General features: G+C 57.4%; 33 protein-coding genes and 1 pseudogene. 8 read left to right on the forward strand and 26 right to left on the reverse strand.

The window, feature by feature from the left end; translation table 11 throughout:
* From PO78_RS22015 to pilL2, 11 genes are all read right to left on the reverse strand, one after another.
* Nucleotides 1-738: a PFL_4703 family integrating conjugative element protein gene (locus PO78_RS22015; RefSeq protein WP_082047655.1), complete on the reverse strand. Its 738-nt coding sequence runs from the start codon at nt 736-738 to the stop codon at nt 1-3.
* Nucleotides 739-774: 36 nt separating this feature from the next.
* The gene (locus PO78_RS00160) at nt 775-1,149 is read right to left on the reverse strand and encodes a TIGR03750 family conjugal transfer protein (protein ID WP_043741165.1); all 375 of its coding nucleotides are present in this window, start codon (nt 1,147-1,149) and stop codon (nt 775-777) included.
* Between the two features lie 5 nt (nt 1,150-1,154).
* Nucleotides 1,155-1,538, reverse strand: a complete 384-nt coding sequence (locus PO78_RS00165; RefSeq protein WP_052484321.1) for a DUF2976 domain-containing protein — start codon at nt 1,536-1,538, stop codon at nt 1,155-1,157.
* A gap of 15 nt (nt 1,539-1,553) precedes the next feature.
* Nucleotides 1,554-1,790, reverse strand: coding sequence for a TIGR03758 family integrating conjugative element protein (locus PO78_RS22020; protein WP_082047656.1), 237 nt, complete (start codon nt 1,788-1,790; stop codon nt 1,554-1,556).
* 9 nt (nt 1,791-1,799) lie between these two features.
* On the reverse strand, nt 1,800-2,126 hold the full coding sequence (locus PO78_RS00170) for an integrative conjugative element protein, RAQPRD family (RefSeq protein ID WP_043741104.1): 327 nt from the start codon (nt 2,124-2,126) through the stop codon (nt 1,800-1,802).
* Nucleotides 2,127-2,142: 16 nt separating this feature from the next.
* Nucleotides 2,143-2,895 (reverse strand): TIGR03747 family integrating conjugative element membrane protein, encoded by a 753-nt coding sequence (locus tag PO78_RS00175; RefSeq protein WP_043741107.1) that lies wholly within the window; start codon nt 2,893-2,895, stop codon nt 2,143-2,145.
* Complete coding sequence (gene traD / locus PO78_RS00180; RefSeq protein ID WP_043741109.1) at nt 2,892-5,129, reverse strand: type IV conjugative transfer system coupling protein TraD; 2,238 nt, start codon at nt 5,127-5,129, stop codon at nt 2,892-2,894. The genes PO78_RS00175 and traD overlap by 4 nt, the downstream gene beginning before the upstream one ends.
* A gap of 82 nt (nt 5,130-5,211) precedes the next feature.
* On the reverse strand, nt 5,212-5,754 hold the full coding sequence (locus tag PO78_RS00185) for a PFL_4695 family integrating conjugative element protein (RefSeq protein WP_197068704.1): 543 nt from the start codon (nt 5,752-5,754) through the stop codon (nt 5,212-5,214).
* A complete protein-coding gene (locus tag PO78_RS00190; RefSeq protein ID WP_043741113.1) occupies nt 5,754-6,290 on the reverse strand; it encodes an integrating conjugative element protein in 537 nt (178 codons plus the stop codon). The genes PO78_RS00185 and PO78_RS00190 overlap by 1 nt, the downstream gene beginning before the upstream one ends.
* The gene (locus tag PO78_RS23085) at nt 6,287-7,288 is read right to left on the reverse strand and encodes a hypothetical protein (protein ID WP_197068705.1); all 1,002 of its coding nucleotides are present in this window, start codon (nt 7,286-7,288) and stop codon (nt 6,287-6,289) included. Before PO78_RS23085 ends, PO78_RS00190 begins: the two co-directional genes overlap by 4 nt.
* Before the next feature lie 105 nt (nt 7,289-7,393).
* The gene (pilL2, locus tag PO78_RS00195) at nt 7,394-7,861 is read right to left on the reverse strand and encodes a PFGI-1 class ICE element type IV pilus protein PilL2 (protein ID WP_043741115.1); all 468 of its coding nucleotides are present in this window, start codon (nt 7,859-7,861) and stop codon (nt 7,394-7,396) included.
* A gap of 514 nt (nt 7,862-8,375) precedes the next feature.
* Between pilL2 and PO78_RS00200 the strand changes: the two genes are divergently transcribed.
* The 5 genes and pseudogenes from PO78_RS00200 to PO78_RS00220 all read left to right on the forward strand — a co-directional run bounded on the left by PO78_RS00200 (nt 8,376) and on the right by PO78_RS00220 (nt 14,329).
* Nucleotides 8,376-9,308 carry an IS5-like element ISAav2 family transposase gene (locus PO78_RS00200; RefSeq protein WP_043387407.1) on the forward strand — a complete coding sequence of 311 codons (933 nt, stop codon included), beginning with the start codon at nt 8,376-8,378 and terminating at the stop codon, nt 9,306-9,308.
* A gap of 54 nt (nt 9,309-9,362) precedes the next feature.
* A pseudogene (locus tag PO78_RS00205) lies at nt 9,363-9,935 on the forward strand (IS3 family transposase); the annotation flags it as partial.
* A gap of 583 nt (nt 9,936-10,518) precedes the next feature.
* Nucleotides 10,519-11,058, forward strand: coding sequence for a hypothetical protein (locus PO78_RS00210; protein WP_052484322.1), 540 nt, complete (start codon nt 10,519-10,521; stop codon nt 11,056-11,058).
* Nucleotides 11,058-13,601, forward strand: a complete 2,544-nt coding sequence (mobH, locus tag PO78_RS00215) for a MobH family relaxase (RefSeq protein WP_082047657.1) — start codon at nt 11,058-11,060, stop codon at nt 13,599-13,601. The genes PO78_RS00210 and mobH overlap by 1 nt, the downstream gene beginning before the upstream one ends.
* A 374-nt stretch (nt 13,602-13,975) precedes the next feature.
* Complete coding sequence (locus PO78_RS00220; protein ID WP_043741118.1) at nt 13,976-14,329, forward strand: hypothetical protein; 354 nt, start codon at nt 13,976-13,978, stop codon at nt 14,327-14,329.
* A 488-nt stretch (nt 14,330-14,817) separates the two neighbouring features.
* On the opposite strand, the gene PO78_RS00225 is transcribed toward PO78_RS00220, so the two are convergent.
* The 11 genes from PO78_RS00225 to PO78_RS22665 form a co-directional block, all read right to left on the reverse strand.
* Nucleotides 14,818-15,021 carry a hypothetical protein gene (locus tag PO78_RS00225; RefSeq protein WP_043741122.1) on the reverse strand — a complete coding sequence of 68 codons (204 nt, stop codon included), beginning with the start codon at nt 15,019-15,021 and terminating at the stop codon, nt 14,818-14,820.
* 11 nt (nt 15,022-15,032) lie between these two features.
* Nucleotides 15,033-15,899, reverse strand: a complete 867-nt coding sequence (locus PO78_RS00230; protein WP_052484324.1) for a zonular occludens toxin domain-containing protein — start codon at nt 15,897-15,899, stop codon at nt 15,033-15,035.
* Nucleotides 15,899-16,219, reverse strand: a complete 321-nt coding sequence (locus PO78_RS00235) for a hypothetical protein (protein WP_156147737.1) — start codon at nt 16,217-16,219, stop codon at nt 15,899-15,901. The genes PO78_RS00230 and PO78_RS00235 overlap by 1 nt, the downstream gene beginning before the upstream one ends.
* A complete protein-coding gene (locus tag PO78_RS22650; RefSeq protein WP_156147738.1) occupies nt 16,220-17,626 on the reverse strand; it encodes a hypothetical protein in 1,407 nt (468 codons plus the stop codon).
* Between the two features lie 51 nt (nt 17,627-17,677).
* Nucleotides 17,678-17,926 (reverse strand): hypothetical protein, encoded by a 249-nt coding sequence (locus PO78_RS00240; RefSeq protein WP_043741126.1) that lies wholly within the window; start codon nt 17,924-17,926, stop codon nt 17,678-17,680.
* Between the two features lie 377 nt (nt 17,927-18,303).
* A complete protein-coding gene (locus PO78_RS22655) occupies nt 18,304-18,561 on the reverse strand; it encodes a hypothetical protein (RefSeq protein WP_156147739.1) in 258 nt (85 codons plus the stop codon).
* 3 nt (nt 18,562-18,564) lie between these two features.
* Entirely contained in the window at nt 18,565-18,756 is a 192-nt protein-coding gene (locus PO78_RS21810; RefSeq protein ID WP_052484325.1) for a hypothetical protein, read from the reverse strand.
* Nucleotides 18,757-18,759: 3 nt separating this feature from the next.
* On the reverse strand, nt 18,760-19,071 hold the full coding sequence (locus PO78_RS00250; protein WP_043741134.1) for a hypothetical protein: 312 nt from the start codon (nt 19,069-19,071) through the stop codon (nt 18,760-18,762).
* 21 nt (nt 19,072-19,092) lie between these two features.
* Nucleotides 19,093-20,355 carry a replication initiation factor domain-containing protein gene (locus PO78_RS00255; RefSeq protein WP_043741136.1) on the reverse strand — a complete coding sequence of 421 codons (1,263 nt, stop codon included), beginning with the start codon at nt 20,353-20,355 and terminating at the stop codon, nt 19,093-19,095.
* Nucleotides 20,352-20,657, reverse strand: coding sequence for a hypothetical protein (locus PO78_RS22660; RefSeq protein ID WP_156147740.1), 306 nt, complete (start codon nt 20,655-20,657; stop codon nt 20,352-20,354). The genes PO78_RS00255 and PO78_RS22660 overlap by 4 nt, the downstream gene beginning before the upstream one ends.
* Nucleotides 20,654-20,992 (reverse strand): hypothetical protein, encoded by a 339-nt coding sequence (locus tag PO78_RS22665; RefSeq protein ID WP_156147741.1) that lies wholly within the window; start codon nt 20,990-20,992, stop codon nt 20,654-20,656. The genes PO78_RS22660 and PO78_RS22665 overlap by 4 nt, the downstream gene beginning before the upstream one ends.
* A 53-nt stretch (nt 20,993-21,045) precedes the next feature.
* On the opposite strand from PO78_RS22665, the gene PO78_RS23090 reads away from it, so the two are divergent.
* A complete protein-coding gene (locus PO78_RS23090; protein WP_197068706.1) occupies nt 21,046-21,465 on the forward strand; it encodes a hypothetical protein in 420 nt (139 codons plus the stop codon).
* Between the two features lie 74 nt (nt 21,466-21,539).
* Nucleotides 21,540-21,896 carry a helix-turn-helix transcriptional regulator gene (locus PO78_RS22670; protein WP_043741139.1) on the forward strand — a complete coding sequence of 119 codons (357 nt, stop codon included), beginning with the start codon at nt 21,540-21,542 and terminating at the stop codon, nt 21,894-21,896.
* Here PO78_RS22670 and PO78_RS00265 read toward each other — a convergent pair.
* Nucleotides 21,893-22,315, reverse strand: a complete 423-nt coding sequence (locus PO78_RS00265) for a hypothetical protein (RefSeq protein ID WP_043741142.1) — start codon at nt 22,313-22,315, stop codon at nt 21,893-21,895. The genes PO78_RS22670 and PO78_RS00265 overlap by 4 nt on opposite strands.
* Nucleotides 22,316-22,513: 198 nt before the next feature.
* Here PO78_RS00265 and PO78_RS00270 point away from each other — a divergent pair, with 198 nt between their 5' ends.
* Nucleotides 22,514-23,050, forward strand: a complete 537-nt coding sequence (locus PO78_RS00270; RefSeq protein ID WP_043741145.1) for a hypothetical protein — start codon at nt 22,514-22,516, stop codon at nt 23,048-23,050.
* A gap of 10 nt (nt 23,051-23,060) precedes the next feature.
* On the opposite strand, the gene PO78_RS00275 is transcribed toward PO78_RS00270, so the two are convergent.
* The 3 genes from PO78_RS00275 to PO78_RS00285 are packed head-to-tail and all read right to left on the reverse strand — an operon-like array spanning nt 23,061 to nt 24,959.
* Nucleotides 23,061-24,299, reverse strand: a complete 1,239-nt coding sequence (locus tag PO78_RS00275) for a zonular occludens toxin domain-containing protein (protein WP_043741148.1) — start codon at nt 24,297-24,299, stop codon at nt 23,061-23,063.
* A gap of 1 nt (nt 24,300) precedes the next feature.
* Nucleotides 24,301-24,600 carry a DUF2523 family protein gene (locus PO78_RS00280; RefSeq protein ID WP_043741152.1) on the reverse strand — a complete coding sequence of 100 codons (300 nt, stop codon included), beginning with the start codon at nt 24,598-24,600 and terminating at the stop codon, nt 24,301-24,303.
* A gap of 2 nt (nt 24,601-24,602) precedes the next feature.
* Complete coding sequence (locus PO78_RS00285) at nt 24,603-24,959, reverse strand: hypothetical protein (RefSeq protein WP_156147742.1); 357 nt, start codon at nt 24,957-24,959, stop codon at nt 24,603-24,605.
* Nucleotides 24,960-25,269 lie beyond the last annotated feature (310 nt).

Here is a 25,269-nt window from a genome sequence, read left to right on the forward strand (position 1 = left end):
TCAATCCACCGATGTGTCAGAAGGCAAGCTCGACGGAGCGACAGTGCCTGGCAGGCGCGGGGCCTTCAAGTTGGCGGCTGCAGCTGCTGGATTCAGGTCTGCAGGATTGAGGCGGGCAGGGGCATTGCTGCCAAAGCAGTCCAATGCCAGCAGCCAGGGGTTGCGCTCACGGTCCACGTCAAATCGCACAACCCGCAGTGGGTAGCGAATGAACACATCCTTGACGGCAGAGCCGCCGAAGGTTTCCATCACCTGCATATCCAGCAGCACTGTCCATGCATCACGGCCTTCGCTAACCACACGGTTTTCTGAATAGGGGAATCCGGGGATTTCAGTAATGTGCCGGGTACGCCTGCGCAATTCACCGCGCAGATGGCGTTTGCTCAAATCTGCTTTGAGCTGCGCCTGGCAGGAGGGTGTCAGGAAATACTGCATGGCATAAATCTGTTGGCCGTAATCTTTTTCTCCATCAGCCTGCCAACGATTGATTTGCTGCCAGATGTAGTAACCAAAGCTGTACACATTGGATTTATTGATTGGTGCAACACCATCAACAACGCGGATCGTATCGCCAGAGCGCAAATCTGTAGCAATATGAATATCAACTGCCTTAGGTTGGCGCCAAGCAAAGTAAATGCCAAAACTGGCGAGAAAAACAATTGCCAGAATCACAAGCAACAACTGTTTGTTGTGCGCATGACTGGATGCCAAAGCATTCGTAAATTTTTGACTGCTCATTGGTTTTAAATCTCAGCGTGATCAAGCACAACCGTTTTAACGGCCCAAATCCCAAAAATCAAAATGATTGATGAATTTCGGTGCCATAAGATTTCTCTCTACAAGATAAAGATGGATGTTCTGGATATAAAAGCCGTCTGGACGACCCCGCTTAATCTTCATCAGAAAGAGAGAGCTGAACCACAACACGACCAGCGGAATGACGACGACAACGATGAGCAGCAAGGTGCCCAGTCCTGTCATTACTTGCAACAGACCTGCAACCAGCAAGCCAAGGCAACCAGCAGCAATTCCGATGTACTTGGCTTCGCTGGCAGCCATGCCGTGCAAGATGGGGGGCTCTACATTGACTCGGTCAGTCAATGGCGTGCGCACGCCTTCTTGAATAGGGGGCGATTCGTTTTTCTTCACAAGCTTTAGGCCATTGCATCAAGGCCCCACTTGGCCAACAGTGCGATAAAGATGACCAAAATCACACCACTGATCAAATACTCTTTCACATCGCCCAGCTCCATCTGGCCTGCCGAATACTTTCTCCAGCGCACCATCGAGCCGATGATAACCACCAGACCAGAGATAGCCACCAGGATATAAGCAAAGATGGTTATCCCTTGCTTAAAATATGCACCAATAATGGCGAGAATATCGTTATTCGCAACTTGAGCACCACCGATGCCACCGCCAGTTGGTGGATTGATTACAGGCAATGCTGCGAAAGCAGATGACATAGTCATGTATGCCATGACACCCAAAATAATGATTTGCAAGCAGCGGGTGGTATTTTTGGGGGTAATAAGCATGTTTTGGCTCCAATATCAATTCTTCAATAGAAGGTAGGTCAGAAAAGAAATAATGATTCCAAGAGAAATCGTTGAACGGAAAATCTTGGCGCTGTCTGTATGGTCATCATTCAGTGCCTCAATCACTTTTGTCAAAACCCAGGCACCGAATACAAAAACAAACCCCAGTGCAATCGAAAGCATCACAGTCCGAAGCTGGCTTGGCTCAATGCCTGAGCCACTGACAAAGCCAACGGCCATTGCGCCTTTCATCCGAGGCCTTTACTGGCGGTAGTCGCCGCGCAGTGGGGCAACAGGGCGCGGCTGGCGAGGAGCATCGGCATGCGAGGCCACGCCTTGGCGCAGCAGCTCCAGGTCACGCAGCAGCCAGTCGTAGCGGAACTTCACGCGCTGGCCGGTGGGGGCCGTGCGTTCGGCATCGCTGACCAGCGCTTTGACGCTGTCCAGCTCATGGGCGATGCGGGCGAGCTTTTCGCGTTCCAGCTCGTCGTCGGTGACATCGGCCCAGGCCGAGGCGGTCGTGGCCAGGATCACGGCAGCCAGCAGGGCCACCCAGGGGCGGGAGAGGGGGGAAGGTTGTGTGCGCATATCGTGCTTTCTTGAATCAGGCGTATTTCTTGAAGCTGCCCACGGTGGTCGACAGCGCCGCAGCGACCAGGACAGTGAAGATCAGGACCATGTAGGCCGGGTTGAAGCCACCGAAGGGCCAGGCTAGGTAGATGCCAAACCCGCCTGTCAAAGCCCAGGAGGTGTAGCGTTTGGCGTGGTGGTAGACAAAGGAGGATTCGCGCCCGCCAGTCCAGCGGCGAATGTCTCTGCGCACCAGGCCATCGATCACTCCCAGCAGGCATGCCAGCGCGAAGGCGGGAACTGCAAAAGCGGCGATGCAAAGGCGCAGAACCACGTCCTGGGCCACAAACATGCTGATCACCAGCCATTCACTGACGATGAGCATCAGCCCTTTGCTGGAGTCCTTGACGCTCCTAAAAACTGGGTCAGCTGCCTGTGCTTGCGGCAAGCTTGTGTTGCTGCGCAGGTGCTGGTACCAACGCAGGATGCCCAGGCGCTCATAAGGCCAACGCACCCAGGTGGCCACCTCACGGGAGAACTTGACGGTGTCGCTGACCAGCAGGCTGCGCGGTGCGGCTGAGATGTACCCCAGGTCCTGCAGCACGATGCTTTGGGCATGGTGAATGCCTTGCCCCTTCCAGAGCACATAGCCACCGCCGATCTCAATCAGACAGCCAATCACCCATGCACTGAGCGTCGCACCGATGAGGCCAAAGACTGCGCCAAACACCAGCTCCACTGGGCCGATGGTCCTGGCCTTGGCTGGAGCACTTTTCGCTGCGCTCATCCTCGGCCTCCCATCACACTGCCAATCACCGCGCCGTGGCCCAGAGCCGTCTGGCCAGCGCCTGCAAGCGTTGAAGCGCCGTCTTCCTCGTCGGCGGCCAGGGTGGTATCGATGAGGTCGCGGCCCAGGGGCTGGCTGCCCAGCCAGTCCGTTTCGGCGGCCCAGCGTTCGCTGGTTCGGTAGCGGCGCTTCATGTCCTCGGCCACAGCTTTGAGGGAGTGCGGCACGAACGGATCGCCGGTGGTGTCAGCCAGAGGAATGCGGATCTTGTAGCGGCGGTTGCCCTCCAGCAGCGCAAACGCCTGCCCCTGGGGCAGCTCAAGAATGTCGGAGGCCTCAATCAGTGGCACCTTGATCTGCGTGGCGATGTCGTCATTGCGCGAGACGAAGTCCACGCCGTTACCCTGTGCGGCCGTGTCCGTGACCCCGGACATGGGGGTCAGCTGCACCACGTTGACCTGGGGCACCTGCTCGGCCAGCAAGTTGGCTGTGGCCACGGACCGCACACGCAGCATGACCAGGTGGTTGAAGTTGTCCATGATCTGGCCGGCCTTGGCCTTGTCGCCAACCTTGGCCTCGATGTCGAACATCGACTGGGTATAGGCCGTTATCTTGAAACCCGAGCCACCCAGCTTGTTGACCATGGGCACGAACTCAGGGCCGGCGATCTCGTTGACCTCGTCAAAGTGGCAGCAGACGTTGGGCAGCTTGAGCTTGCCATCCTGGTTGTGCGGGTCCAGGCCTGTCTTGTAGAGCTTGCCGCCCACCGAGACCAGGTCGGCCAGCATCGAATTGCCGACCGCAGACGACACGACTGCGTCGGACAGGGCATCAAGGCCTGCATAGACAATGCCGCCCTGGCGGAACACAGTCATCCAGTCGAAGATCGGGCGTGTGTCTTCAGGGTCGAAGTAGTCAGGGCTGATGAGCTTGCCCACCGCGCCAGAGGTGAGCTTTTCCAAGAAGGGCCCCAAGCTGGCCACGATCTTTTCGTAGAAAGAGCGCTCGTAGCTGAACGCTGCCGCCAGGCCCAGCAGCACCTTGTCATCCAGGCGCGACTCCTTGATCCACAGGAACATGGCCACCAATTCAGGTGCACGGTCTGCCAAGCTGCGAGGAACGGGGGCTTTCTTGGCTGCGATCTGGCTGATGATGCGCTCGATGCGCGCTTCGTAATCCACGAACCGGCCTTCGGCCGCATGGCGGCGAAACACCATGTTGGCGTAGTCCATGAACAGCGGATCGATGCCGGTCACGTCCTTGAGCAGGGTCTCGTAGGTTGGAATCCGCCCCAGGGCGACCTGGGCCTGGGCCACGATGTTCGTGAAACGCCAGGAGAATTCCTTGAAAGCAGCGCTGTTGCCAGAGGAGGGCAGTGCATTCGTGGCACGTCCTGCAACCTCGGTGATCCGCGCAAAACTGCCGATGCCGTTGTACCGGGCAGAAATCTCGGGGTAGCCCAGGTGGAACAGGTAAAAGCTGCTCTCACGGCCAGCGCGCCGCGCTTCAGCCTGCATGCGCAGCATCAGATCGGCATCCCCCTTGGGATCAATGACGATGGTCACATGGCCAGCATGGATGTCCTGCGTACATAGCAGCTCCAGCAGCCGGGTCTTGCCCACACGGGTGGTGCCCATCACCAGCATGTGGCCGGAGCGGGCGCTTTGGCGCAGCTTGACGGGCTTTTCTTCCAGTACCCCAACGCCGTGCAAGATGGGGGAGCCTCCCAAGTCCACGCCTGACGCAAATGGATTGGCAGGACCACCGGCATCAATGGCTGTGCGCACAAGGCGGCTGGTCAAATCGCTGCGCTCATCGGTCCAATTACGCAAGGATTCGCCAAGGCGGGCCAGGCGCAACTCCCGCAGCGAAGGGCGAACATATTCCTGTACCCGCTTATCTCGGGTATCCAGCTTGCGCTGGGTGTGCACCTGGGTCCATTCAAAGCCTTCACCCAGGTACAGATGCTCCTTGGTCACAGGCAGACGATGGGGCGGCACCCGGGTCATCTTGGTGAACTTCAGGCCACGTTGGTAGCGGTACACACCAAAGGCCTGACCACATCGCTTGGCTCCGAAGCCGGCGGAAATCGCCGCGGCGACCAGGCCCAGCGAGTGCGGCATCATCAGCGCCCATGGCGCAGCTGCGGCCACACCAGCAATACCGAAGGCTGTAGCAGCGCTGTATGCCTCCACAGGTGGGCGCAGCAGCCCTTCCATCACAGCATCGCTCATTGCAGCTCCGCTGGAACAGAAAGTGGACGAATCCGGCGCACAAATGTTCCAAGTCGTCCAATTGCATTGCAAGTGCTTGTCATCATTGCACTTCTCCTGCAGAAATTTGGAACAGCACCTGGTAGGCACGCCCATCGGTATGCACCAGCACCGGGTAGACACCTGCGCCTGCAGCGTGCAAGCGCTCAGCCAGCCAAGGGCTGACTTCGGGTGCAATCCCTATGGGCTGCACCAGCTCCTGCAGCTGCTTGAACCCCTGTGCGTCCTGTGCTTGCACCACCAACACCACAGCACCAAGCTGGAGCAGCGTGTCGCGGTTGAATTGCAGCCAGCGCATGGACAGATCCTCGGCCGCCACAATCGCCAGAGGTTGGGTCAACCAGGTGGGGTCAAGGACCTGCACACCATCGCGTGCAAGCACTTTGGGCTGCAGGCTGGTGCCAAAGGGAAAGGACAGACCCTGGAGCACCGATTCGGCCTCGTCGCCGGCCACCAGCTGGGCCACCAAAGGAGAAAACGGCACGCTGCGACCGCTGTCATGCAGCACTGTGGGCGCAGCACCCTGCGCCTGCACCTGATGCACCAGCAGCATGCTTGTCAGCAGCGCAGCGATCATCCGCACCATCACTTGCTCCTCCGGGCTGGGATTTGTGAGGAGGGGGCGGGCTTTTCCACGATCTGGGTGCGTGGCACGTTCAGCATGTCCGCAGCACCAACAGGCGACTGCACCTTGGGCATGCCTTCGTAGCTGATCATTGGGTCATTGGGGTAGAGCTTGGCCATGGCTTCCTGGTAGGCCCTGTCCCAGGCGATGGAGCGCTCCACATCGGCGCGGAAGATGCGTGCAAAGCGCTCTGCATACTGGCGGCGCTCCGCGTCGTTGCGGGCATGGATGCCCAAAATTTCCAAAGGCGAGAGGTTGGCCACCGAGAAGTTCTTGCGGGGGCCCTGCGCCAAAACCTTGGCGCGGCGCATTTCGTCGGCCGTCAGCCCCCATACTTCCTGGGCCACGCGATCTGCAGCATCCAGCTCGGTCAGGCCTTTGCCGGATGCTGCAGTCTGTGTGCTGGCCTCCATCGTGCTGCCGGTACGAACTTGGGCATGTGCAGCAGAGCACAGGAGTGCGATTGCTGCGAGCTGGAGAGCAACACGCATGCTCATCCCCCCTGGCTCACGTACAGCGTCAACCCAGCGCTGCCAGGCACTGCAAAGTTGGCCGACTGCGTGACAGGATCAGCAGAGCGCAGTGCCAAACCGTTGATGACATCTCCAGGGCGCAGCACACGCACCCGGCGGTCACCAGCGATTCCGGAGGCGACCACGACCGAAGGTTGGCCATTCCACATGTCCACGGAAACCAGCTGACCCGACAGTTTTGGAGCTGGAGCAGATGGCTGCTTGGCAATTTGCGCTGGGGCAGCTTTCGCATGCTGGGAGGCCTTGGGTGCAGCTGGTGCCTTTGGCGTGGTGGCCTTGGCCACCTTTTGCACGGGCACAGGTTTAGGGCGTGCCGCTGGCACTGGTCCTACGACTCCGGCGTCAGCAGCAGGAGCTGACAGTGCAGTTGCTGCTGCTTGCTGTTCCAGCTGCTTTTGCAGTTGGGCGAGCAGCAGTTCCATGCGCTGCAGACGCTGCAGCAATTCCGTGTTGTCAGGGCCTGCAGGAGGGTTGGGCGCTTCAGCGGGGGGAGTGGATTCGGGCGCTGGAGCTGCCGCAGCAACCGTCATTGCCGACGCAGCTGACTCCGTGCCAGCAGCCGGCGTATGCAGCACTGGTAGTCCATCCAGGGATGAACCCAAGTCAGTTGCAGCACTGATGGGTTCTGGAGCTGGAACAAACCCAGAGAAGTCACCCAGCATGTCGGCTGACGCATCAGACAAACGCGGATCAACTGGCTCAACCTGGGGCAGTGCTGACGCAATCACCTCAGCGGGCACGCTGGGCAGGCTGGTGCCCAGCAGGTCTGGCACAGTCGTTTTGGGCCAGAAATTGAGGTATGCCAGCACACAAATGCCCAGGCTTGCTCCTCCCAGGACGCAGCGGCGCACAACCCTGTTGCCCAGCAGCCCTTGGCGTTGGTCCTTCGCGCGAGGAATGGGCTTCGCTGCCTGGCCAGCTGCTTTGCCTGCAGCTGCTGCATGAAGACCTTCAACACCCAAGTCTGGCTCCTGTGGCCAGGCGATTTCGGGTGCCAACAACCCAGCATCCACGGGGGAGTGCTCTGGTACATGCGATGCGGTGTCCGGAGTGACTGAGTGCATTCGTCACTCCTTGCTGGTCGAGACAATGGGTGTCAGGGTCCGTGGACCGTACTCCTTGGCCAGGGTGAACCAGACCTTGCGGCGCACGTTGTCCCGATGCCAGTTCCACGCGGGGCCCACCAGCACGTCAAGAATGCCTTGCACTGAGAAGGGACCAAGTGATCTCTGCGCCTCAGGCAGCGGGAGCTGCAAGAAACGGGCTGCATCAGCGCTCAAGGCGCTGCGTTCAACCAGGACGTAGCCGGTGCGCAGCAAAGTGTGTTCAATGGCATCACCCACGTTGACCACGTGCTCGCGGGGAAACGTGATCTGGGCCACCAAATCGAGTGGCTCAAACATGGTTTTGGCGGGTGCAGCTTCTGCCGTGGTGTAGCGGCCCAGCATGACCCGTGTATTGCCGTCCACCAGCGTCGTGCTATGGGCTGTCGCTGCAACGGATGCCAGGCATAGGCAAGCAAAGGTGCGGTACATGAATTTCCTGTTGGTCAAAAAGACCCGGGCCGCACCAAGGAGGAGAACGAAAACAAAACATGCGACCCGGGAAGTTGACGCAAAAGCGTCGCCGGGTCGCATGTTCGTTTTGTGGGACCAAACCCTCAACCGGAAATCGGTAGGTATGCACCGCACGGTTTCCGCTTGACAAGCGTTGCGATGTGTGTCTATTAGTTAGCAGGTGTAAAAGGGGTGCAAGCCGGGGCGTCTTGCAACTGGTAAATGGCTCTTACAGGCTACAGGCCCTACCCAAAGGGCGCGCCTCCTCCTCAACATTCGTCGGAGGCGCAAAGGATTTACGGGGACAGGGAAATGCTTCTATGGGATACAGGAAATTTAAATAGCTTGAGAAGCTATTTAAATTTAAAATGATTTTAAAAGGTCAGTACGATTTACATTAGATTGGAAACCTGCAAACTGTTGGCTGCATGAGCTTTACTTTGCAAGGGCGTTGTTGCACAAATGCCGGTCGCAGCTGAGGTAGGCTCGGGAGATGAGAGAGACGAGCTGGGGTCGGGTTAAGTACCGCACAACGAACTGGAAGGCTTACAACGCAGCGTTGAAGGCGCGAGGTGAGCTGACCATTTGGCTCGATAGGGATATGCAGTGGCTAGCTCGGCCCACGGGCAAGCGTGGTCGTTGCCAGAAGTTCTCAGATGCGGCCATCCAGTTTTGCCTGACCATCAAGTGCTTGTTTGGCCAGCCCTTGCGCCAGACACTGGGCCTGGTTGAGTCGCTATTGGGTATGGCAGGCCTGCATTGGCCAGTGCCCGACTACAGCACGGTGTGTCGCAGGCAAAAGAGCTTGGATGTGCAGGTGCGCTACCGTGCAAGTGACAAAGGCTTGCACATGCTGGCCGACTCCACGGGCATCAAGTTCTTGGGCGAAGGTGAGTGGAAAACCAAAAAGCACGGTGCCGAGCGCCGCCGCCAGTGGCGCAAGGTGCATCTGGGTATTGATGCCCAGACACTGCAGATTCGGGCCATCGCAGTAACAACCAATGAAGTGGGCGACTCGCCCATGGCAGCAGACCTGCTAGGTCAAATTCCAAGCAATGAAGAGATAGCTAGCTTTACCGGTGATGGGGCGTACGACACGCAGGATGTACATAAGGCGTGCTACCTGCGGGGAGCCATTCCAATCATCCCGCCGCGCAAAGGAGCGAAGCTGCGCAAAGGGCTGGCATTTGCTCACCGCAATGAAGCGGTCAAGGCGTGTAGGCAGTTGGGGCGGGCTATCTGGAAACGCTGGAGCGGCTACCACCGAAGGTCACTGGTGGAGACCAAGATGAATTGCTTCAAGCGCCTGGGCGAGAAGGTGATGGCCAGGACGTTTGAGCGCCAGGTGACCGAGCTGCACATCCGAGCTTCAATCCTCAATCAATTTACCGCTCTGGGCACGCCCCAGACAGTCGCTGCTGCGTAAATCTATTTGGGATTGGGGATGCCTTGGCCTATGGCCGATTTATGCAACAAAGCCACCACAGACAGCAAGCACAGCCTGCCGGTTGCTCCTGACTTGGTGCAGCGGCGTTTTACGCCGCAGGCACCGAACCAACTTCTGTGCGGCGACATCACATACATCCAGACCGACGAAGGCTGGTTGTACTTGGCTGCAGTGATTGACATGTTCAGCCGTCAGGTGGTGGGATGGAGCCTGCAGCCCCACATGCAAAGCAGCTTGGTTAAAGATGCCATGGCAATGGCTTGGTGGCGAAGGCGGCCTGAACCGGGAGCCATATTCCACAGCGACAGGGGCAGCCAATATTGCAGCCAGAGCTTCCAGGCCACATTAGCAGGCTGGGGCATACGCTCGTCCATGAGCCGCAAAGGCAATTGTTGGGACAACTCGCCCATCGAAAGTTTCTGGGGTCGATTGAAGACCGCTTGCGTCCACGGCCAACGCTTCGCTACCCGGGAGCACGCAAGGCAGGCCATCATGAACTGGATGGCCTTCTACAATTACCGCAGATTACATTCGAGCTTGGGCTACCTCAGCCCCATGCAATACGAGCAACGCTGGTACGAGGCACAGCGCAAAAAAGCCGCGTAAGCAGGGAGCTAAGAACTCCACAAAACAGGGGCAACATCACCTGGAGATGTCTATGCAAAGGTTTCCCTAGATTGTTAGCCGAGCATGCTGAAAGATGAATGGCGGGTGGTATGTAATCAGGACACGCTTTCTTGCTGAATGACAGCTATGCAGGTCTTGCTTAAATGGCAGGTCAGGGTCAGCATCGCCAGTTCACCACCTGTGAGAGCGGCCTTTGACCTGCATGGAGCCACGGAACTTGAGACTTCTGCTAAATGGCCGGACTTGACAGCGGACCAGTCACTCGGGACGTCACAAGTCCAATGACCGCTATAGGTGGCAACGGTAATCGGTTCACCTAAACAGGATGGCGGCAACCAGCCTTAACCGGCCGCGAGCGGCCATCAACGGAACGCCAGTAGATTGCCTCAGTTACGCCAAATTAACAAAGGGCTAAAGGTCATGCCACTGCGCTATGAGGTGCTGGATTAGCGGCGAATTCTTGCTAGCACATTTTTACGCGCTATTCAACTGAAAACCGTGCGTTATACACCTCACGGTTTCCTGCTGACACCTTGTAACAGCATGCCTATGGTGTGCTGCTATGCAAAACGGCCCGTTTCCTCCTATCAAGCAAAGCGCCCTTCAAAAGCATCGGGCACACCAGCATTTCCCATACCTTGGCCGGGACACGCTGGATCGCCAGCGTGCGATCTTCACCATCACGGACACACTCAATCAGCTGGGCCAGGCCTCGCGCACCAGCACCTTGCTGCGGTGGCTGGGTCGTTTTGATGGCATGGAAGCCCACCTTGAAGAGGACCAAGATCCTCTGCTGTGCGTGCGCGCATTGCTGATGGCCGCTGTGGCATCACGGGTCAGCAGATCCACGCCCAAAGAGTCACCCGACGATGCATGGGAGCGCATGGTTTCGTCCATCATGCGGCTGGACTTCGTCCACACCCACAGCAGCTGGGGCATCCATACGAAGTCGCGCATCAAGTGGGACCCGATGGGCCAGACCTGGCTGGAGTTCCTGGAGGAGGGCATGCCTGGGGAAAGCCTGACCACCTGGCTGCCGGGCTCCGGCAACCCTGACCTCGCCAGACGAAGTGCTGCCGCCTTGCTGACGGGCTTTTTCTGATGCAACTCCTTGGTCGAATCAACAGCTTGCTGCAGCAGGTGCAAACGCGATGGCTGGGTAAGCGGCCGCCGCCGGTGGATGCTGCGCCGCAGACTGCTGCTGCAAACCCCGTGGTCGTTGCAGGCACCGAGCCAGGTTGGCTGCGCGTGCTCACCGCCTCACAACTGCTGCAGTGCGTAAAGGCAGACAAAGCACTCGCTGAAATCTGGCGTCAGTCCAGGCAATCTGAAGCCACCTGGCAACGTGATCTGCTGCCGGCAATCCATCGCTACGCTGAGTTTGTGCAACTGATGCCGGCCTCAGAAGCCCACCACCACGCGCATGCCGGGGGGTTGCTGTCTCACACCATCGAAATGCTGTTGGCGGCAATGACCTGGCGCAACGCGCATCTGCTGCCCGAAGGGTCTGCGATTGAGGAGATCGACAATCAACGCGACCAGTGGACCTATGTGGTGTTCTTTGCGGCCTTGCTGCATGACATCGCCAAGCCGATGACTGATCTACGGATTCAATGGCGCTGCGATGGCATGGCCGACTCGGTCCGCTGGATGCCCAGCGGCGGCAGCCTGCTGCAGATCATGGACCAGCGCAGGGCGGGGGAGTACCTGGTGGACTTTGCCCCCAAGAGCCAGCGCGATTACAGCGCACACACCAGACTGGCGCAGACCTTGATCTCTCGCGTAGCGCCGGCTTCAGCTTTGTCGTTCCTGGCCAGAGAGCCGAAGGCGCTGGGAGTGCTGGAGGCATACCTGTGCGGCCAGGACAAAGACAGCCTGGTGGCCACCATTGTCAAGAAGGCCGACCAGGCATCGACCAAGCGAGCTTTGCAAAACGGCAGCAAAGCCAGGTTTGCCACAGCCAAGGCGGTTCCGCTGGTGGATCTGCTGATGCAGGCCATGACCAGCATGCTGCAAGCTGGAACGGTGTTGCCGCTCAATCGCAATGGTGCTGCAGGATGGGTGTTTGAAGGGTCAGTCTGGTTTGTTGCCAAGCGCTTGGCAGACAGCGTGCGCGAGTGGGTCAAGACACATGAACCGGAGGAGGCGATTCCTGGCCAGGCCAAGAACGACCGTTTGTTTGACACCTGGCAGGAGTACGGTGTCATCGATCTCAATCCTGCGACAGGACAGGCGATTTGGTACGTCGAGGTCCACGGCAATGAGGCAGAGCAGGGGGGCTACACGCATGAGTTTGCGATGCTGCGCTTTCCGCTGTCCAAGCTGTATGCCCAAGAAGGCATGTACCCGGCCCCTATGCGCGGGCACCTGGTGATCAAGGACAAGCGCAAAGCGGGTGCGGAAGACCAGCAAGACTTGGCGCCAGCACTGACGGTGCCAGATGAGCACCAAACTGCTGCAGCGGAGGGCAACAGTCATCAGGATGCTGCAACACAAAGCAATCTGCATGAGGTTGCGCCAGATTCAACCAACCCGCCAGAAGCTGCGCCAGTCAAGCAAGCCAAGCGGCAAGAAGCTGCGACAGCCCAAGACAGGAAGCTTGCACTTGTCATGCGTGAGCCGGCCTTCAGCAAACCACCTCAAGCTGCTGCAGCTGCGAAGTCCAACGGCAAATCACCTGGGCCAAAGCCTGAACCCAAGCTTGAACCAAATCCTGAAGCCAAGCAGCGGTCCCCAGCCGCTACAAGCCCGTTGGCTGGTCCAACTGAACGCAGCGGATCTCATGCTGGGCCAGTTTCCTCCAACAGCAATGCACATGAGGCAGGCGATGATGCGTATTTGCTGGATGACAACCTCTACCTGGACATGGCAGAAAGCGCGGCCGCGAACAGCCGGCCAGCAGCGCGAGCTTCGCTACGCTCGGGCAAGAAGGCCGCAGGAGATGCGGCGCCACACGTGCAATCACACCAAACTGGCGCAAGCGCTGCGCCTGCTTCGCCACGGCTGCAAACGCAACAGCAGCCTTCCAACCAATCACATCAAACTGCAGCAATCCAGAACAAGCCCAAGCCGGTGCAGCAGCCTCCAGCACCCGCCAGGCGAGTGAGTCAAGAGTTCCGTGACCTCATGGAGCTGGACGACATCCCGGCGATTCTTCCGCGCACAGCAGTCAAACCGGCGGCCGCCGCGCATCCCAATGAGCCCGTGCTGCTGGTGCAGCAGCTGCCGGATCTGCCTGGCCAAGAGGAAGCTGCTGCGGCGCAAGAGCCCAGTGATTTGGTGGTGGACTTCATGCAGTGGGTTCAGCAAGGCCTGGTCAGCCGTGAACTCAAATACAACGAAGCGGGTGCCGTGGTGCATTTTGTGCCTGAGGGCATGGCGCTGGTATCGCCGCGGATCTTCAAGGACTACGCGGCCGCTGTCGGTGGTGATGCGAATTTGACCGAGCTGGCCAGCAAGGCCCAGCGCGAGCTGATCAAATGCGGCTGGCATTTGCCGGGGCCCAATCGGACCAACATCGTCAAGTACGCCATCCAGGGGCGCGGTGGAGATGTCGTGGGCAATTTGTCGTGCGTGGTCCTGCTCGAGCCGTTTCGCTGGGTCCAACCGGTGCCACCGAACAATCCAGCTCTGGCCAAGACCTAGGCTATGTTTGTGGGGTAGAAATTATGGTTATGTTAACTTTTCTTCACCAAAACCTAACACTTGCCGGCCTCAATCTGCAAGTAAAAACTGATTCATTTCAAGCATCTACGTGGATGCTGGTCAGATTGACAGTTGACAGTTGCAAGTGAACAACATACAGTTCAAACCGTGCATCAACGAGGTTCTTAGCTCTTTGTGTTAGCTCTATACCTTACAAATCAATGGCTTACGGGCTATTTTTTTGTAGATTTCAGAGAGATACAATGTATATTATGTTTAATCGCTAAAACAGGCGTTTGCACACGCCGTAGCAGCGACAGCAACACCCCTGTTTTCGACCCACTGCGCACGGCCTGATGTGACCAGCTTTGCGCATGTTCCGAGCACCTAGACCCGCGCAACTTCCGCACCTCCATTCGCTGCTGGACAACATCGGGCGCAACGATGCAGATCTAGCCAAATTCCTGGATATTTCGCCCCGAACTTTGGGCAGCTACCGCAGCAAAGGCCAAGCGCCGCGTGTGGTTATGTTGTCCCTGTTTTGGGAGTCCACCTGGGGCCAATCGGCGGCAAACTGCGATGCCGTGAACTGGGGAAGGCTCCAGTTTCAGGAAAACGCCATGCTCAAACGCCAGGTTGCCAAGCTGCAGCGCCAGATTCTTGAGCTCGAAAAAGCACTGGCCGAGGTGGACAAGGCAGCAAACAGCCCAATCTTTGACGTTCGCTAGCCCCAATCAGGCCCGCAGCGCCTACGGCGCGAACAGCCTTGTTTATCAGCGACGAGCTGGCGTCATGCCTGGGCAGGCAACACGCCCCGCGTACCCGGCCAGCCCTTATGCGAGCGCCACGACGCGACAGCTTTGATGCAAGCACCTCAGGAAGCGATTGACAGGCGCGCCAGCCTGCTTTGTGAGCACATCACGAGGTAGGCGCGCGAGATAAGGCGAACTGCTGGCGGCAGGCCCCAAACGAGGCATGCGCGCATATGATCCTGTGATTTCTGCGGCCGCAGATTGCACTTGCAGTTTTTTTGCAAAAAAGTGCGTAGATCGTGAAATATTCCTGCAGGCGCACTTTCGCGCCAAGAACACGGACAGGGTGCCTTCCGTTCGCCCAGCTTCCCGCAGGTGCTATGCAGCACCTGCAGAAAGACTAGGCTCTCTCCCGGCCGCGTGAAGGCAATCTCCAGGAGATTGCCTCGCCCTAGACGAAAGCCTCAGTTTTGCAGCCAGCGCTTGACGAGACCCAGGACGATGACCAGCAGGACAAGCAGGCCGAGCTTGCGGAAGTTGGATGCCCAGGCGCTGCGGTACTTTTTGCGCTTGTGTTCTGCTACGCCAATGCGGAAATCGGCGTTCTCTGTATAGCCATCACGCTTGTTAAAGCGCTTTTTCCAGTAGTCACGGGTATCTAGTGCCATGGGCACCGATGCTAGCGCACTTGCATCTGGAGGTATCTGCGCGCCAGTCGGAGCTTTTCGTCCGGAGTGACCTTGAGCGATGCAATCAGCTCAAGGGCCCTACTGCGCGGCTTCGGCGCTGGCCTAACTGGTGCAGCAGGTAGCAATCGCGCCCTGATGGACTGTATGCGCTCTCTCAGCACATCGCCGGGGAGCTTTTCAGGCTCCCAATCCCAGGGGGGCAGTACGCTGTGCGCGCCATGCGGGTAGTCGGACTTAAAGATCTGGCGCGTGTCGTAGAAGTCATGCAGCTCAGTGCCTCGGTACAGCCATTTTTCCGCAATGATGGCGTTTTGACCGTAGCCCGTGCGCGCCGTAACGGTATGCATCTTCGGCAGGTAGCCCCATGATTTTTTAATGAGGCCCAGGATGTTGCCGACGAATGGCAGCTTGACCTTTGACAGGTTCATGCAGCGACACTGATATTCAATCAGGGCTTCGCGCACTTGCTTGTCAATCATGCCCTCATCCTGAACGATCAAGTACACGTCCCAGCCAAGCTTGCGGGCGTGAATCATCCAGTCGATCACAGCCGACCTGCCCTTGTCTTGAAAACTGCGCGTGTTCAGCCAGGTGCCCAGCTCATCAAGAATCAAGACGCCATTTTTCTCTTCGTCGTAACTATCGGGGTTACCGTGGCCAATCGCATCCAGATCGAAGGCGGTGGGCTTGTCCGGCAGGCGCACGTAATGCCGACGGCGGTACTTGTTCATCAACCAGGGCTTGAGGTCGACATTGGAGGCCACGCGACGGCCCTCTAGCAACGCGTTGCGCGCCTGATAGACCGCGAACTTTGTCTTACCAGTGCCGAGCTTGCCGACAACGCCGTAGACCGCCATTACTTGCCCATCGCCGCCTTTGTCAGGCTTGACACATAGTGAACGCCGTAGACGCAAACCCAATAAGCAGAAAGCGACGCCAGGACAGTGCCAGAGACTGGCGGGAACAAAAGGCCCAGCAACGAGCCGTAAGCACTGGAAAAAATGCCCTGCAACCAGGGAACGATCATGGAAGAAAAGTAGCTCACACAGGCTATATAGATGCTAGCCAAGGCCAAGACAGCCGCAACGCGGGCTGCATGCTGGGCACCCACCAAATAGACAATAAATCGATAGAGGACTTGACCAATACTTCCGAGAAATAGTGCTGCTAATGGCATTTAGGCCGCCTTTGCAAATGTGGAGCGCCAGAAAATAGAAATCGCTCCAAAAAGACCACCAAGCACCCAAACGGCGCTCATGATATCGTGAAAAATTGGTTGAAATTGACAAACGTCGATTTCTTGAAGCCAAGGCGAAAATGCTGTAATTGCAATCGCAGCACAACCAGTAGGCAGTGCAAAATCCCATCGAATTTGAGGAAAAGTAGGCCAAAAAGTAGATGGGTCTTGTGAAAGCCTCTTTAGATCAACCAAAGCATCGTCCACATCCTTTTTGTGAGTATCTTCGACCTTTGCTGGGGTGCCTTCCTCATCAATTTTGCATGCTGGCTTATTTGGCAAACCGCAAGTCTCTAGTTTTAAATCTTCCTTTGCCTCGCCCTCATCTGTTTCTGTAGTTTCAATTGCTTGACCATCCTTAACAACAACAGAAGAAGTCGTAACAGTATTTTTTACAGAGTTATCAGAGTAAGTAAGATTATTAGTCGTTGTTGTAGTTGTAACTATCGTTGACGTAGTGCCATCAGGATTAGTTACTGTTTTTGTTGAAACTTTTGGAGAGGAAACAACACTAGCAGGGCCTGTAACTCGAGGCTGCTCAACTTGTACAGGCTGACCAGCAGAAACGACCTCATAAACAACAGCAGGTGAAGGCTGCTTTTGTTCAACAAATTGGCGAACCTGATCGAGCGTTAAATTTGTAGCCCTTGATGGTTCGTTATAGTCGTAACCAGATATTCCAATCTTGCCATTTGGATTAGTACCATTTGAACATGAATAATGAATGGAGCAGGAGTTATTAGATGCATAAACACCTTTAACTACAATAACAACACCGCCATATTGACCATTACAACCGCCCGCAACAGTACCAAAAGAAGGATATCTTGAAAGATAACTAGAATAAGCTGTATTACACCCGTGATCTATGTATCTTTGATCTAAAGGAATCCCAGTAAAACCTGAATCGGGGCTATATTGCAATTGATTTTCAGCCATCCAGCTTGCAAAGGCAGAACCAGCCAGCAAAGCACCAGAACAATAAAGATTACCCATGCAGCTAACAACCGACCGCCCCAAAGCAGCAGGAGTTATTCTAGAAGCTACATTTACAGGGACCTTTGCACCACCAGACAACGGCAACTGCGCCTTACCCGAAACATCGTAGCCATAAGAAGGCGTTGCGCCGGAAGCAATAGACATGTTCCCAGCGCGGACCCAACCAGAGCCCGTAGGCAAATCCGTGTTAGGTGCGGTAACAATCGGGACACCACCGCCGCCAAAAGTTATTGTGTGCAAACCACCGGAAACAGTTGATTTAAACGCATCAAAAGCGGCTTTGTCTGCACTACTTTGGGCAAACGCAGTTGGCGCAAAAAGCGCAGCAATTAAAAGAATTTTTTTCATAGCAGCCCCTTGCCAAAGGCCCGCACGCGGGCCAATGGGAAGGAGCCGCGATTAGGAAGCGCGGGGAATCTTCTTCACGTACTTGATGGCCACCATGAACACCACAGCAGCAGCAGCGACACCGACGAGCGCACCGCCATAGGAGGCCACCTTGGTCGTGACTTCAGCAGCAGCAGCATCGAAAGGGTCAGTGGACTGCGCACGCGCAGCCAGAGCAACAGGCAGAGTGCCGACCATGACGACAGCGCGAGCTGCATTGTTACGGGCCAGACGGCCCAGAGCTTGAATCTTCGCCTTCATAGCGATTTCCTTTTTTGAAAAAAAACCGGAAAAACGTCCGGCACGTCAAACAACATCACGCAGCTTTCGCACCCATGCGACAGCCTGCCCAATGCCGTAACCAGAGACCCACACAGCCATGCATGAGCCGATAACTTTGGCGATGGTTGGAGCATCAATCGTTGCAATCACAGCTTGTTCCCAGAATTGAAGCCATGCAAAAAAATGAGCACCAAACCGATGACCATCAGAACTTGCAAGATGTGGTTGGTGTTAGACCAGTCCATGTACCCACGCCTTTTGGAATTCATGCGCAGCCCGCCCTGCTTGGCGGCGCTCGACAGCGTATGAACACGCTGCGAGCAGTGCGAGGACTGCAAAGGAGAAAGCCAGAGCCTTCACGACCTGCCCCGCAACGCTTCGCCCGCCGCGCCCCGCTCACCGCGTGACGCGGCGTTCTGCGCATTGCGTGGCTGGTGGCTTGAGGCCGGCAAAAAACCGAGGACGTTCAGCTCAGCCGATGCGAGGTCAACGGCGGCAGCTTCACGGCCAGGAGTGCCGCGCACGAATCGCCAAAAGCTGACGGCGCTTGAGATGAACCAAATCAAGCTGCACACGAACAAGGCGAAAGAAAGGGTCAAAAGCAGGTCAGGCATTTGTCAAAGCTCCGACAGGTCAACGATCTGCGCTTTGTGGAAGGGATCGATGTGGTCCTCAATCATCTCCACAGCGGTTTCGTAATCAGGGACTGCATGCGCCTCTCGCAGCAACATGACCCAGCGCGGCTGACCGTCATCAGGGTCAGGAGCCAGGAAAGCCCCGGTGTAAGCCGACTGGATCACGTAGGCCATGGCTTAGGCCGCCGCTTTGGGGCGGATATCGACCAATGTCAGCTTGGAGCTGTTGTCAGCACCAGCAGCCACATCAAAAACAGCATCGACTGCGATTCCACCGGCAGGCCACTTGCCCTTCATGTTTTTCCACTTGGCGAACTCTGCCGAGGTGCCCAGCTTGAAAGGACGGGTCACGGTGCCGATGGTTTCGCCCGTGGACTTTTCGCCGAGATCGACAGCCAGGTGGAAGGTGGTGGAATCAAAGGCGCGGCCTTCGTATTCGCCCTTGGAAGACTGGATGCCAGTCAGAACAGCTTCAGCGGTAAAGCGCATGGTTTTTCCTTGGTTCGGGCATTAAGCGAATGCGGGTTCAGCACGCCCTTTACTGCTGATCCGCTTGAAAACGTGGAGGTATGCGGCCTTGATTTCGGCCATGGAGAACTTGCGAAGACGGCCAGGAATCCGGCTTTCGTCTTCAAGCATGGAGAGCATGGTTTGTGGATCGAGGTACTTAAATGCCAAGCAGGCCGAGGCACCTGCTGTGCGGATGAACCAACGGGCACTGCGCTCAACTTCCGCTTCGATGGTCTGGATGGGCAGGCGGGCCTCACATGGCACGGACTCAGGCAATGCCTGGGCTCCGTGTTCGCGCAGGATTGCCGCATGCCAGTCGCTGGCCCCCGCGAAGAAGTCAGCAGGACGGCGAAGCATGTCAGTGGGCAGCAGGCGTTTTTGATTGCCGTAGCGCAGCTCAAACCGGGTCCACTGGCTGGAGGATTCGGGGCCGTAGAGCTGGAGCCCTTTTTCATAGATGTTGGTCAGCTTGCCGGAGGCGCGGTTGCCCAGGTAGAAGCTGCGACCCTTGTTAATCGCAACGTCATCGCAGTCCCAGGTGCCATCCAGGCGGTGGCCAGGGCGCTGGCCCAGGTGGTCCATCAGACCGGACTTGTACTCATCGCGGAATCGTTCCATACCCCCGGCAATACCATCGAAGAAGTCAACGGCGAGGTCGATGCGGGTCAGCAGTCCGCGGTGCTGGTCGATGTAGTCGGCAAGGGTGTCGCGCCATCCAGCTTGAGCGAAGGTGCAGGCCATGCCCTCAAGGTTGACGTGCAGGGTTTGGGACTGGGCATCGCCTTTTGAGCCTGCGGAGGTGCTCAGGAATCCGACCCAGCCGACAGGATGGCCCTTGCGGAGAATGTCCAGGCGGTGGCGGTAGAAGTCTTTTCCCTTGCGGACTTCTAGATCAACCGTGAAATCGGCACCGAGGATGCTTGCCACGTCCTTTGCCATCTCGAACGCCTGGGCTCCGGCCATCTGGTCGGAATCGGACATTTCACGCAGGGCATTTGCCAGCCGGACTTCGTGACGGCGCTCGGGCTTGCCATCGTCCATGCACATGCTCAGGCGGGCATGGTCACTGACGTGGTAATGGCTGGAGGTGAACTCAGGCCGGGGGAAAAGCAACTCTTCCGATGGCAAGGGTGCATTGCGACGATGGACCGTGAAGCGGACCCAATCGGTGTGCACATAGCCGCGATGCTTGATCTGCTCAGCATGGATGCGGGCCTTGACCTCATTGCCTTCCAAGACCAAGTCATTACGGTGCTTGGTCATACGCCCTGCCCCGTAGAAGTTGTCCCCGTGTTACCTACGGGGACAGGAGGTGTGCAAGGCTGGGCTATGGAACCAAAATTGATAGCAACGCCATGCATGGAAGCCATGGCGACAAGAGCCGAACGAACCGGTGCATTCAGCACGCCACCGCGTGCAAAGCGGTTGACCAGGGCGCACTTGGCCTTGTAGTCACGCGCCGCCATGACGCCACCGGATGTGACGTAGACAGGAGGCTTTACAGACAGCAATGTCATCGCCACTGCGCGCAGTTCGCGCTGCTGCTGGATAGCCATGGAGGTCATGCGCCCATCTCCCGCTTGTCTTCCCAATACACCTTGAGAGTGCTCACAAGGCAGAAGATGAGCCAAAGAAACCAGCCGTAAATGGCACCCGAGTAGTCAGAAAAGCGAGCGTCAATAAAAGCAACCAATGCACTGCCGATGACAAATACAGAGGAAAGCAGAACAGGCGCAAGAAACCCAGCCACAAGAAAAATCACTAGGCATTGACGACGAAGCTTTTGAAGATCGAGAGAGGTGCCCCCCACCTGCCCCACCTCAGCGGGAGCCGCAACGCTTTCGCCGGGGCTTGTCGGGGCAGGTGGCGGACTAGAACTGGCGGGGGTGTTGTCGGACATGCTTGCGGCTCCTTGTTATCCACATCGGATAATGCGCAAACGTTACATTGCTCATGTTGGATAACAAAACGGAAATCACGTTATCCATTCTGAGTAACAATCAAGCCACACTTTTTGGAGGCTCTATGCAAAACACAATGAATCTGTTAGCCGAAGCAGAAAAGGTCAAAGATTTGAGTGCTTGGGCTGACGAAATCGGGCTGTCCAAGCGAGTGCTCTACACGTCCAAATACAGGGAGCACTTGAGCCCTGCCGTTGCTGGCGCACTGGCCGAAAAACTGGGTCTTGATCCCAAGGAATGGATCGTGATTGCCGCACTGGAAAGCGAGCGTGAAAGCGCCTGCAAATCGCGCATGGTGCGCAAATTTCTGACCGGAGCAGCTATCGCAGGAACCCTGATGGGCGCTGCTGGCACCGCTACTGCTGCTGTAGCAAGTACAGCTGCCAGGGCGGCAGTCTGTATATTATGTTAAATCACTAATTTGCAGAATTTTGGGGCTGAGATGCGTCAACAAAGCGTACATGCTTGCCGTCTAGAAGCGCGGGCATGTTCAAAGCACCTGTTCCAGCAAAACTCCCACACCTTCACAGCATTCTTGACAACATCGGGCTACCTGATCACCAGGTAGCCCGTTTTCTTGGTGTCACCAAAAAAACAGTTCATCGCTGGCGCAAGAACGGCCAAGCACCCCGACCGGTAATGCTGGCACTGTTTTGGGAGACAACCTGGGGACAGTCTGCCGCAGACTGCAACGCCATCAACCAGGCCAGGATGAACTACATGCACGCAAAAGTGCTTGAGAGGCAGATCAAGCAAATGCAGGCCAACATAGACAGGCTGCAGCGTAAGCTGGACGAAACGCCAACCGGCGCGGCCAACTCGCCAATCTACGATGTTCGCTAGTCGCGGTATTCAGCCTCAAATGCACGCCTTGCTCTCATGTGTTCATTGGCGCAGTCGGCACGCACGTTATCCAGGCGGCAAATCGGTGACGGCTTGTAGTAGCTCTGCCAAGCTGCTTCCTTGCGCTTGGCGGCAAGCTCTATCTGCTGTCGCTGCCAATCTTTCTCCAGCTCCTGCCGTATCTGGCGTCGTTGCTCTTCTTTTTGTTGCTGCAACATCTGTTGCTGTGCTTGCCTTTGCTGGTCGTTCATGGCTTTTAGCTCTTGTGCAAGCTGCCGTGCAGCCTGCTCTGCGCGCCAGGCCAGCACGCTCTCATAGGCAAAGATTGCAGCCATGCTGCCGATGAATACGCCCAGGGCAATTTTGGCTACATCACCGAAAAACCCCCAGTCGCTTTCTGTTTGCTGTCGTCTGTACATGCCCTCTCCTTTTTTGCGCATCATAGGAGCACATGCTGCAGAAGCGCTGACGCGCGACAGCCGTGTTTATCAGCGACGAGCTGGCGGCATGCCTGGCCAGGCTGCACGCCACGCGTAACCGGCCAGTGCTTGTGCGACCGCTACGACGCGGCAGCTAGACCAATCCCATCTTCTGGAAGCCCTAGCCTGGCGCGCTGGTTGCGCTGTGAGCACATCACCCGGAACGCTGCGCGACACAAGGCGAATTGCCGGCCTCACGCCCCAAACGCCGCATGCGCGCACCCAAGCCCCGCCTTCTTTCTCCTGCTGAGCTGCAGCTCCGCTGCAGACAGCCCCAGGCTCCACCTGGTCGAGCTCCTGCTCTACCTGGTCGAGCTCCGGCTCCACCTGGTCGAGCTCCTGCTCTACCTGGTCGAGCTCCGGCTCTACCTGGTCGAGCTCATGCTCTGCCTGGTCGAGCTCCGGCTCTGCCTGGTCGAGCTCCGGCTCTACCTGGTCGAGCTCCGGCTCCACCTGGTCGAGCTCCGGCTCCACCTGGTCGAGCTCGTGCTCTGCCTGGCAGAACTCCGCAAACCGATCAGAGGTGCCTTGCACCTCTGCCCGCTTCGCTCCCGAACATCCCCCCATGGCATGGTGCAGGGTGCCTCCCGTTCACCCAGCTTCCCGCAGGTGCTATGCAGCACCTGCAGAAAGACTAGGCTCTCTCCCGGCTGCGTGAAGGCAATCACCAGGTGATTGCCTCGCCCTACTTGAGCACGCTCAGACTGCCCTGCAGGCGTGGCCCTGCATTGCGCAGCGCCAGGGCGTTACCGGCTTCGTTGGCATCTTGCTGCTGCTTCCACTGCTGGAACTGCTTCCATTGCTGGAATTCGTCCTGCGGCGTGATGGCCGATGCACCTGGCGCTGGTGCGCTGACCAGGCGTGCCGACGGCTCTGGCGTGCGCTGGGCCATGGGCGCGGGCTCCTTGGGCTCTGGCAGCGTCCAGTCCACGAAGTAGCCGTTCTGCACGATCTGCAGGCAGACGTCGCGGCTGGTGCCTGGCAGGCGCGTGCCCTGCTGTGAGAAGCACTCGCAACGCTCTTTCATGGCCACGCAGGCGGCCGGGAACGGTGCCACGCTGGGCTTGGTGACTTCGTCGTATTTGGGGGCGCTGTTGGGGAAGTCGGGCAGCCGCGGCTGATGCTGTGCGATCCACTCTTCCTTGGTCATGCGCACGGGGCCTTGATTGCGCATGCTGGGGGGCGTGGCGACGTTGGATTGGCCCGTGCCTGGCACGATGCCAGCGACTGGGGCGCCGCCTGCGGTTTGCTTGGCATCGTCGATGGTGCGATGTAGCAGCTTCCAGGCGCCCCAGCATGCGGCAATGGCGATCACGGCCACGATGGGCAACGCAACGACCTTCCAGTGAATCTGTCGTTTGACGTTGTGGACGTCCGCGCTTTTGTACCAGGGCTTGCTGATCCAGTTGCCGGCCTTGTCTTTCTTGCCGAAGACCTTTTTGGGGTACGGGAAGACGATGGTCTGATCCGCTTTTTTCTTGACCTTCTCGGGGTCGGCCTGGACGCCGCGCCACTTGTAGACCATGGCGTTTTGCGTGCCAAAGGAGCGAATCACGTGGTAGTACCAGTGGGCCAGCTTTCTAGGCGTGGAGTGCACCAGGTGGGGGTCTTGCGTGATCATGAAGAAGTCGATGCCGCGCTTGCCGTGCTTGGACAGCTCCAGGATGGGCGTGGGCACCTTGGAGCCGGTGCTTGCAGAGCCCCAAAAATCCTGCACCTCGTCAATGATGACGATGGCGTCATTGGGCACATCGGTCATCCATTTGTCAGGGTGGTCGATCTCTGTCCAACCTTCAATGGTGACTTCGGGGATGTTGCAGTAGTAGACCGGGCGGTTGTCTTTCTCAGACAGTTGTTTGACCCAACAGATGGTCCACAGTGTCTTGCCTTCACGGACTTTGCCGGTAACCCAGTTGATGGCCATGTCAGGTCCTCCGCAGGAATTTTTTGCCGTATGCCAGGCCCTTCATGGCGATCTTGGTGGTGATCGCAGACAGGACCATGGACACGTGCTTGTCGAGCTGGAAAAAGCCGCCCCAGGCGGCCAGCGATGAGCCCGCAAAAGTGCCCATCAAGGAGTTGATCTGGCCGACGATGGAGCTCATCAAGGCGTCAAAGCCCAGGTATGTGACGAAGCCCAGGCCCAGCGCAATCAGCACGCGGCCAACCAGTGAGCTCATGGCCATGGCGAGGCCACCCAGGAGTTGTGCAAGGATCATTGGCATGGCTATTCACCTTCTTTGCGGCCGTTGACGAGCCAGAAGAGCAGCGACAAGGCTGTGATCATCAAAGCGACGTCTGACATGGTTTTGAGCGTGGGGCAGACGGCGCTGAATGGGATCACGAACGACTTGCCAGCGAACGGCAGATCTATGCGCGGATCCGCTGGACATGAACGCGACAGGCCAGAGCCGGACATGTCCAGCTGGGTGCTGATGTTGATTTGATTGGCTTCGCCCTTGAGGGCTTCAGCGCTCTTGGAGTCGGTGCCGTTTTTGACCTGGTTGAAAAACGAGGCCGGGTCTTTGTCTTCGCCAAGCATTTCGCAATTGCGCTTGTGCTGCTCTTTCGCCATTGCACACATGACGGCGTCGCCTTTGCAGGTGAAGCCTGCATCACAGGAGCCGCCGAAACTGCCGTTGCCGTCTTCGTTCTCGCCTTTTTCGTTCTTGCAGGCACCGGCTGTTTTGTTCTGGCTGCAGTAGGTGGCTTTATCTACCGTTGTCGTAACGCTTGAAGAGTTAACCGTAGAACCAGTCTGAGTGTTTGTCGTAGTGCTCGTCTTAGAGCCGCTAACGCTACTTCCCTTTGAAGCGCTGCGAAGCGTTTATGCTTCGCAGCCGTATGTCTCGCGCCCCCATCAGTAAAGAGTTGTGGAAACAGCTCGAACCACT

The sequence above is a fragment of the Thauera sp. SWB20 genome (assembly GCF_000831325.1).
GTDB classification, from domain to species: Bacteria; Pseudomonadota; Gammaproteobacteria; order Burkholderiales; family Rhodocyclaceae; genus Thauera; species Thauera aminoaromatica.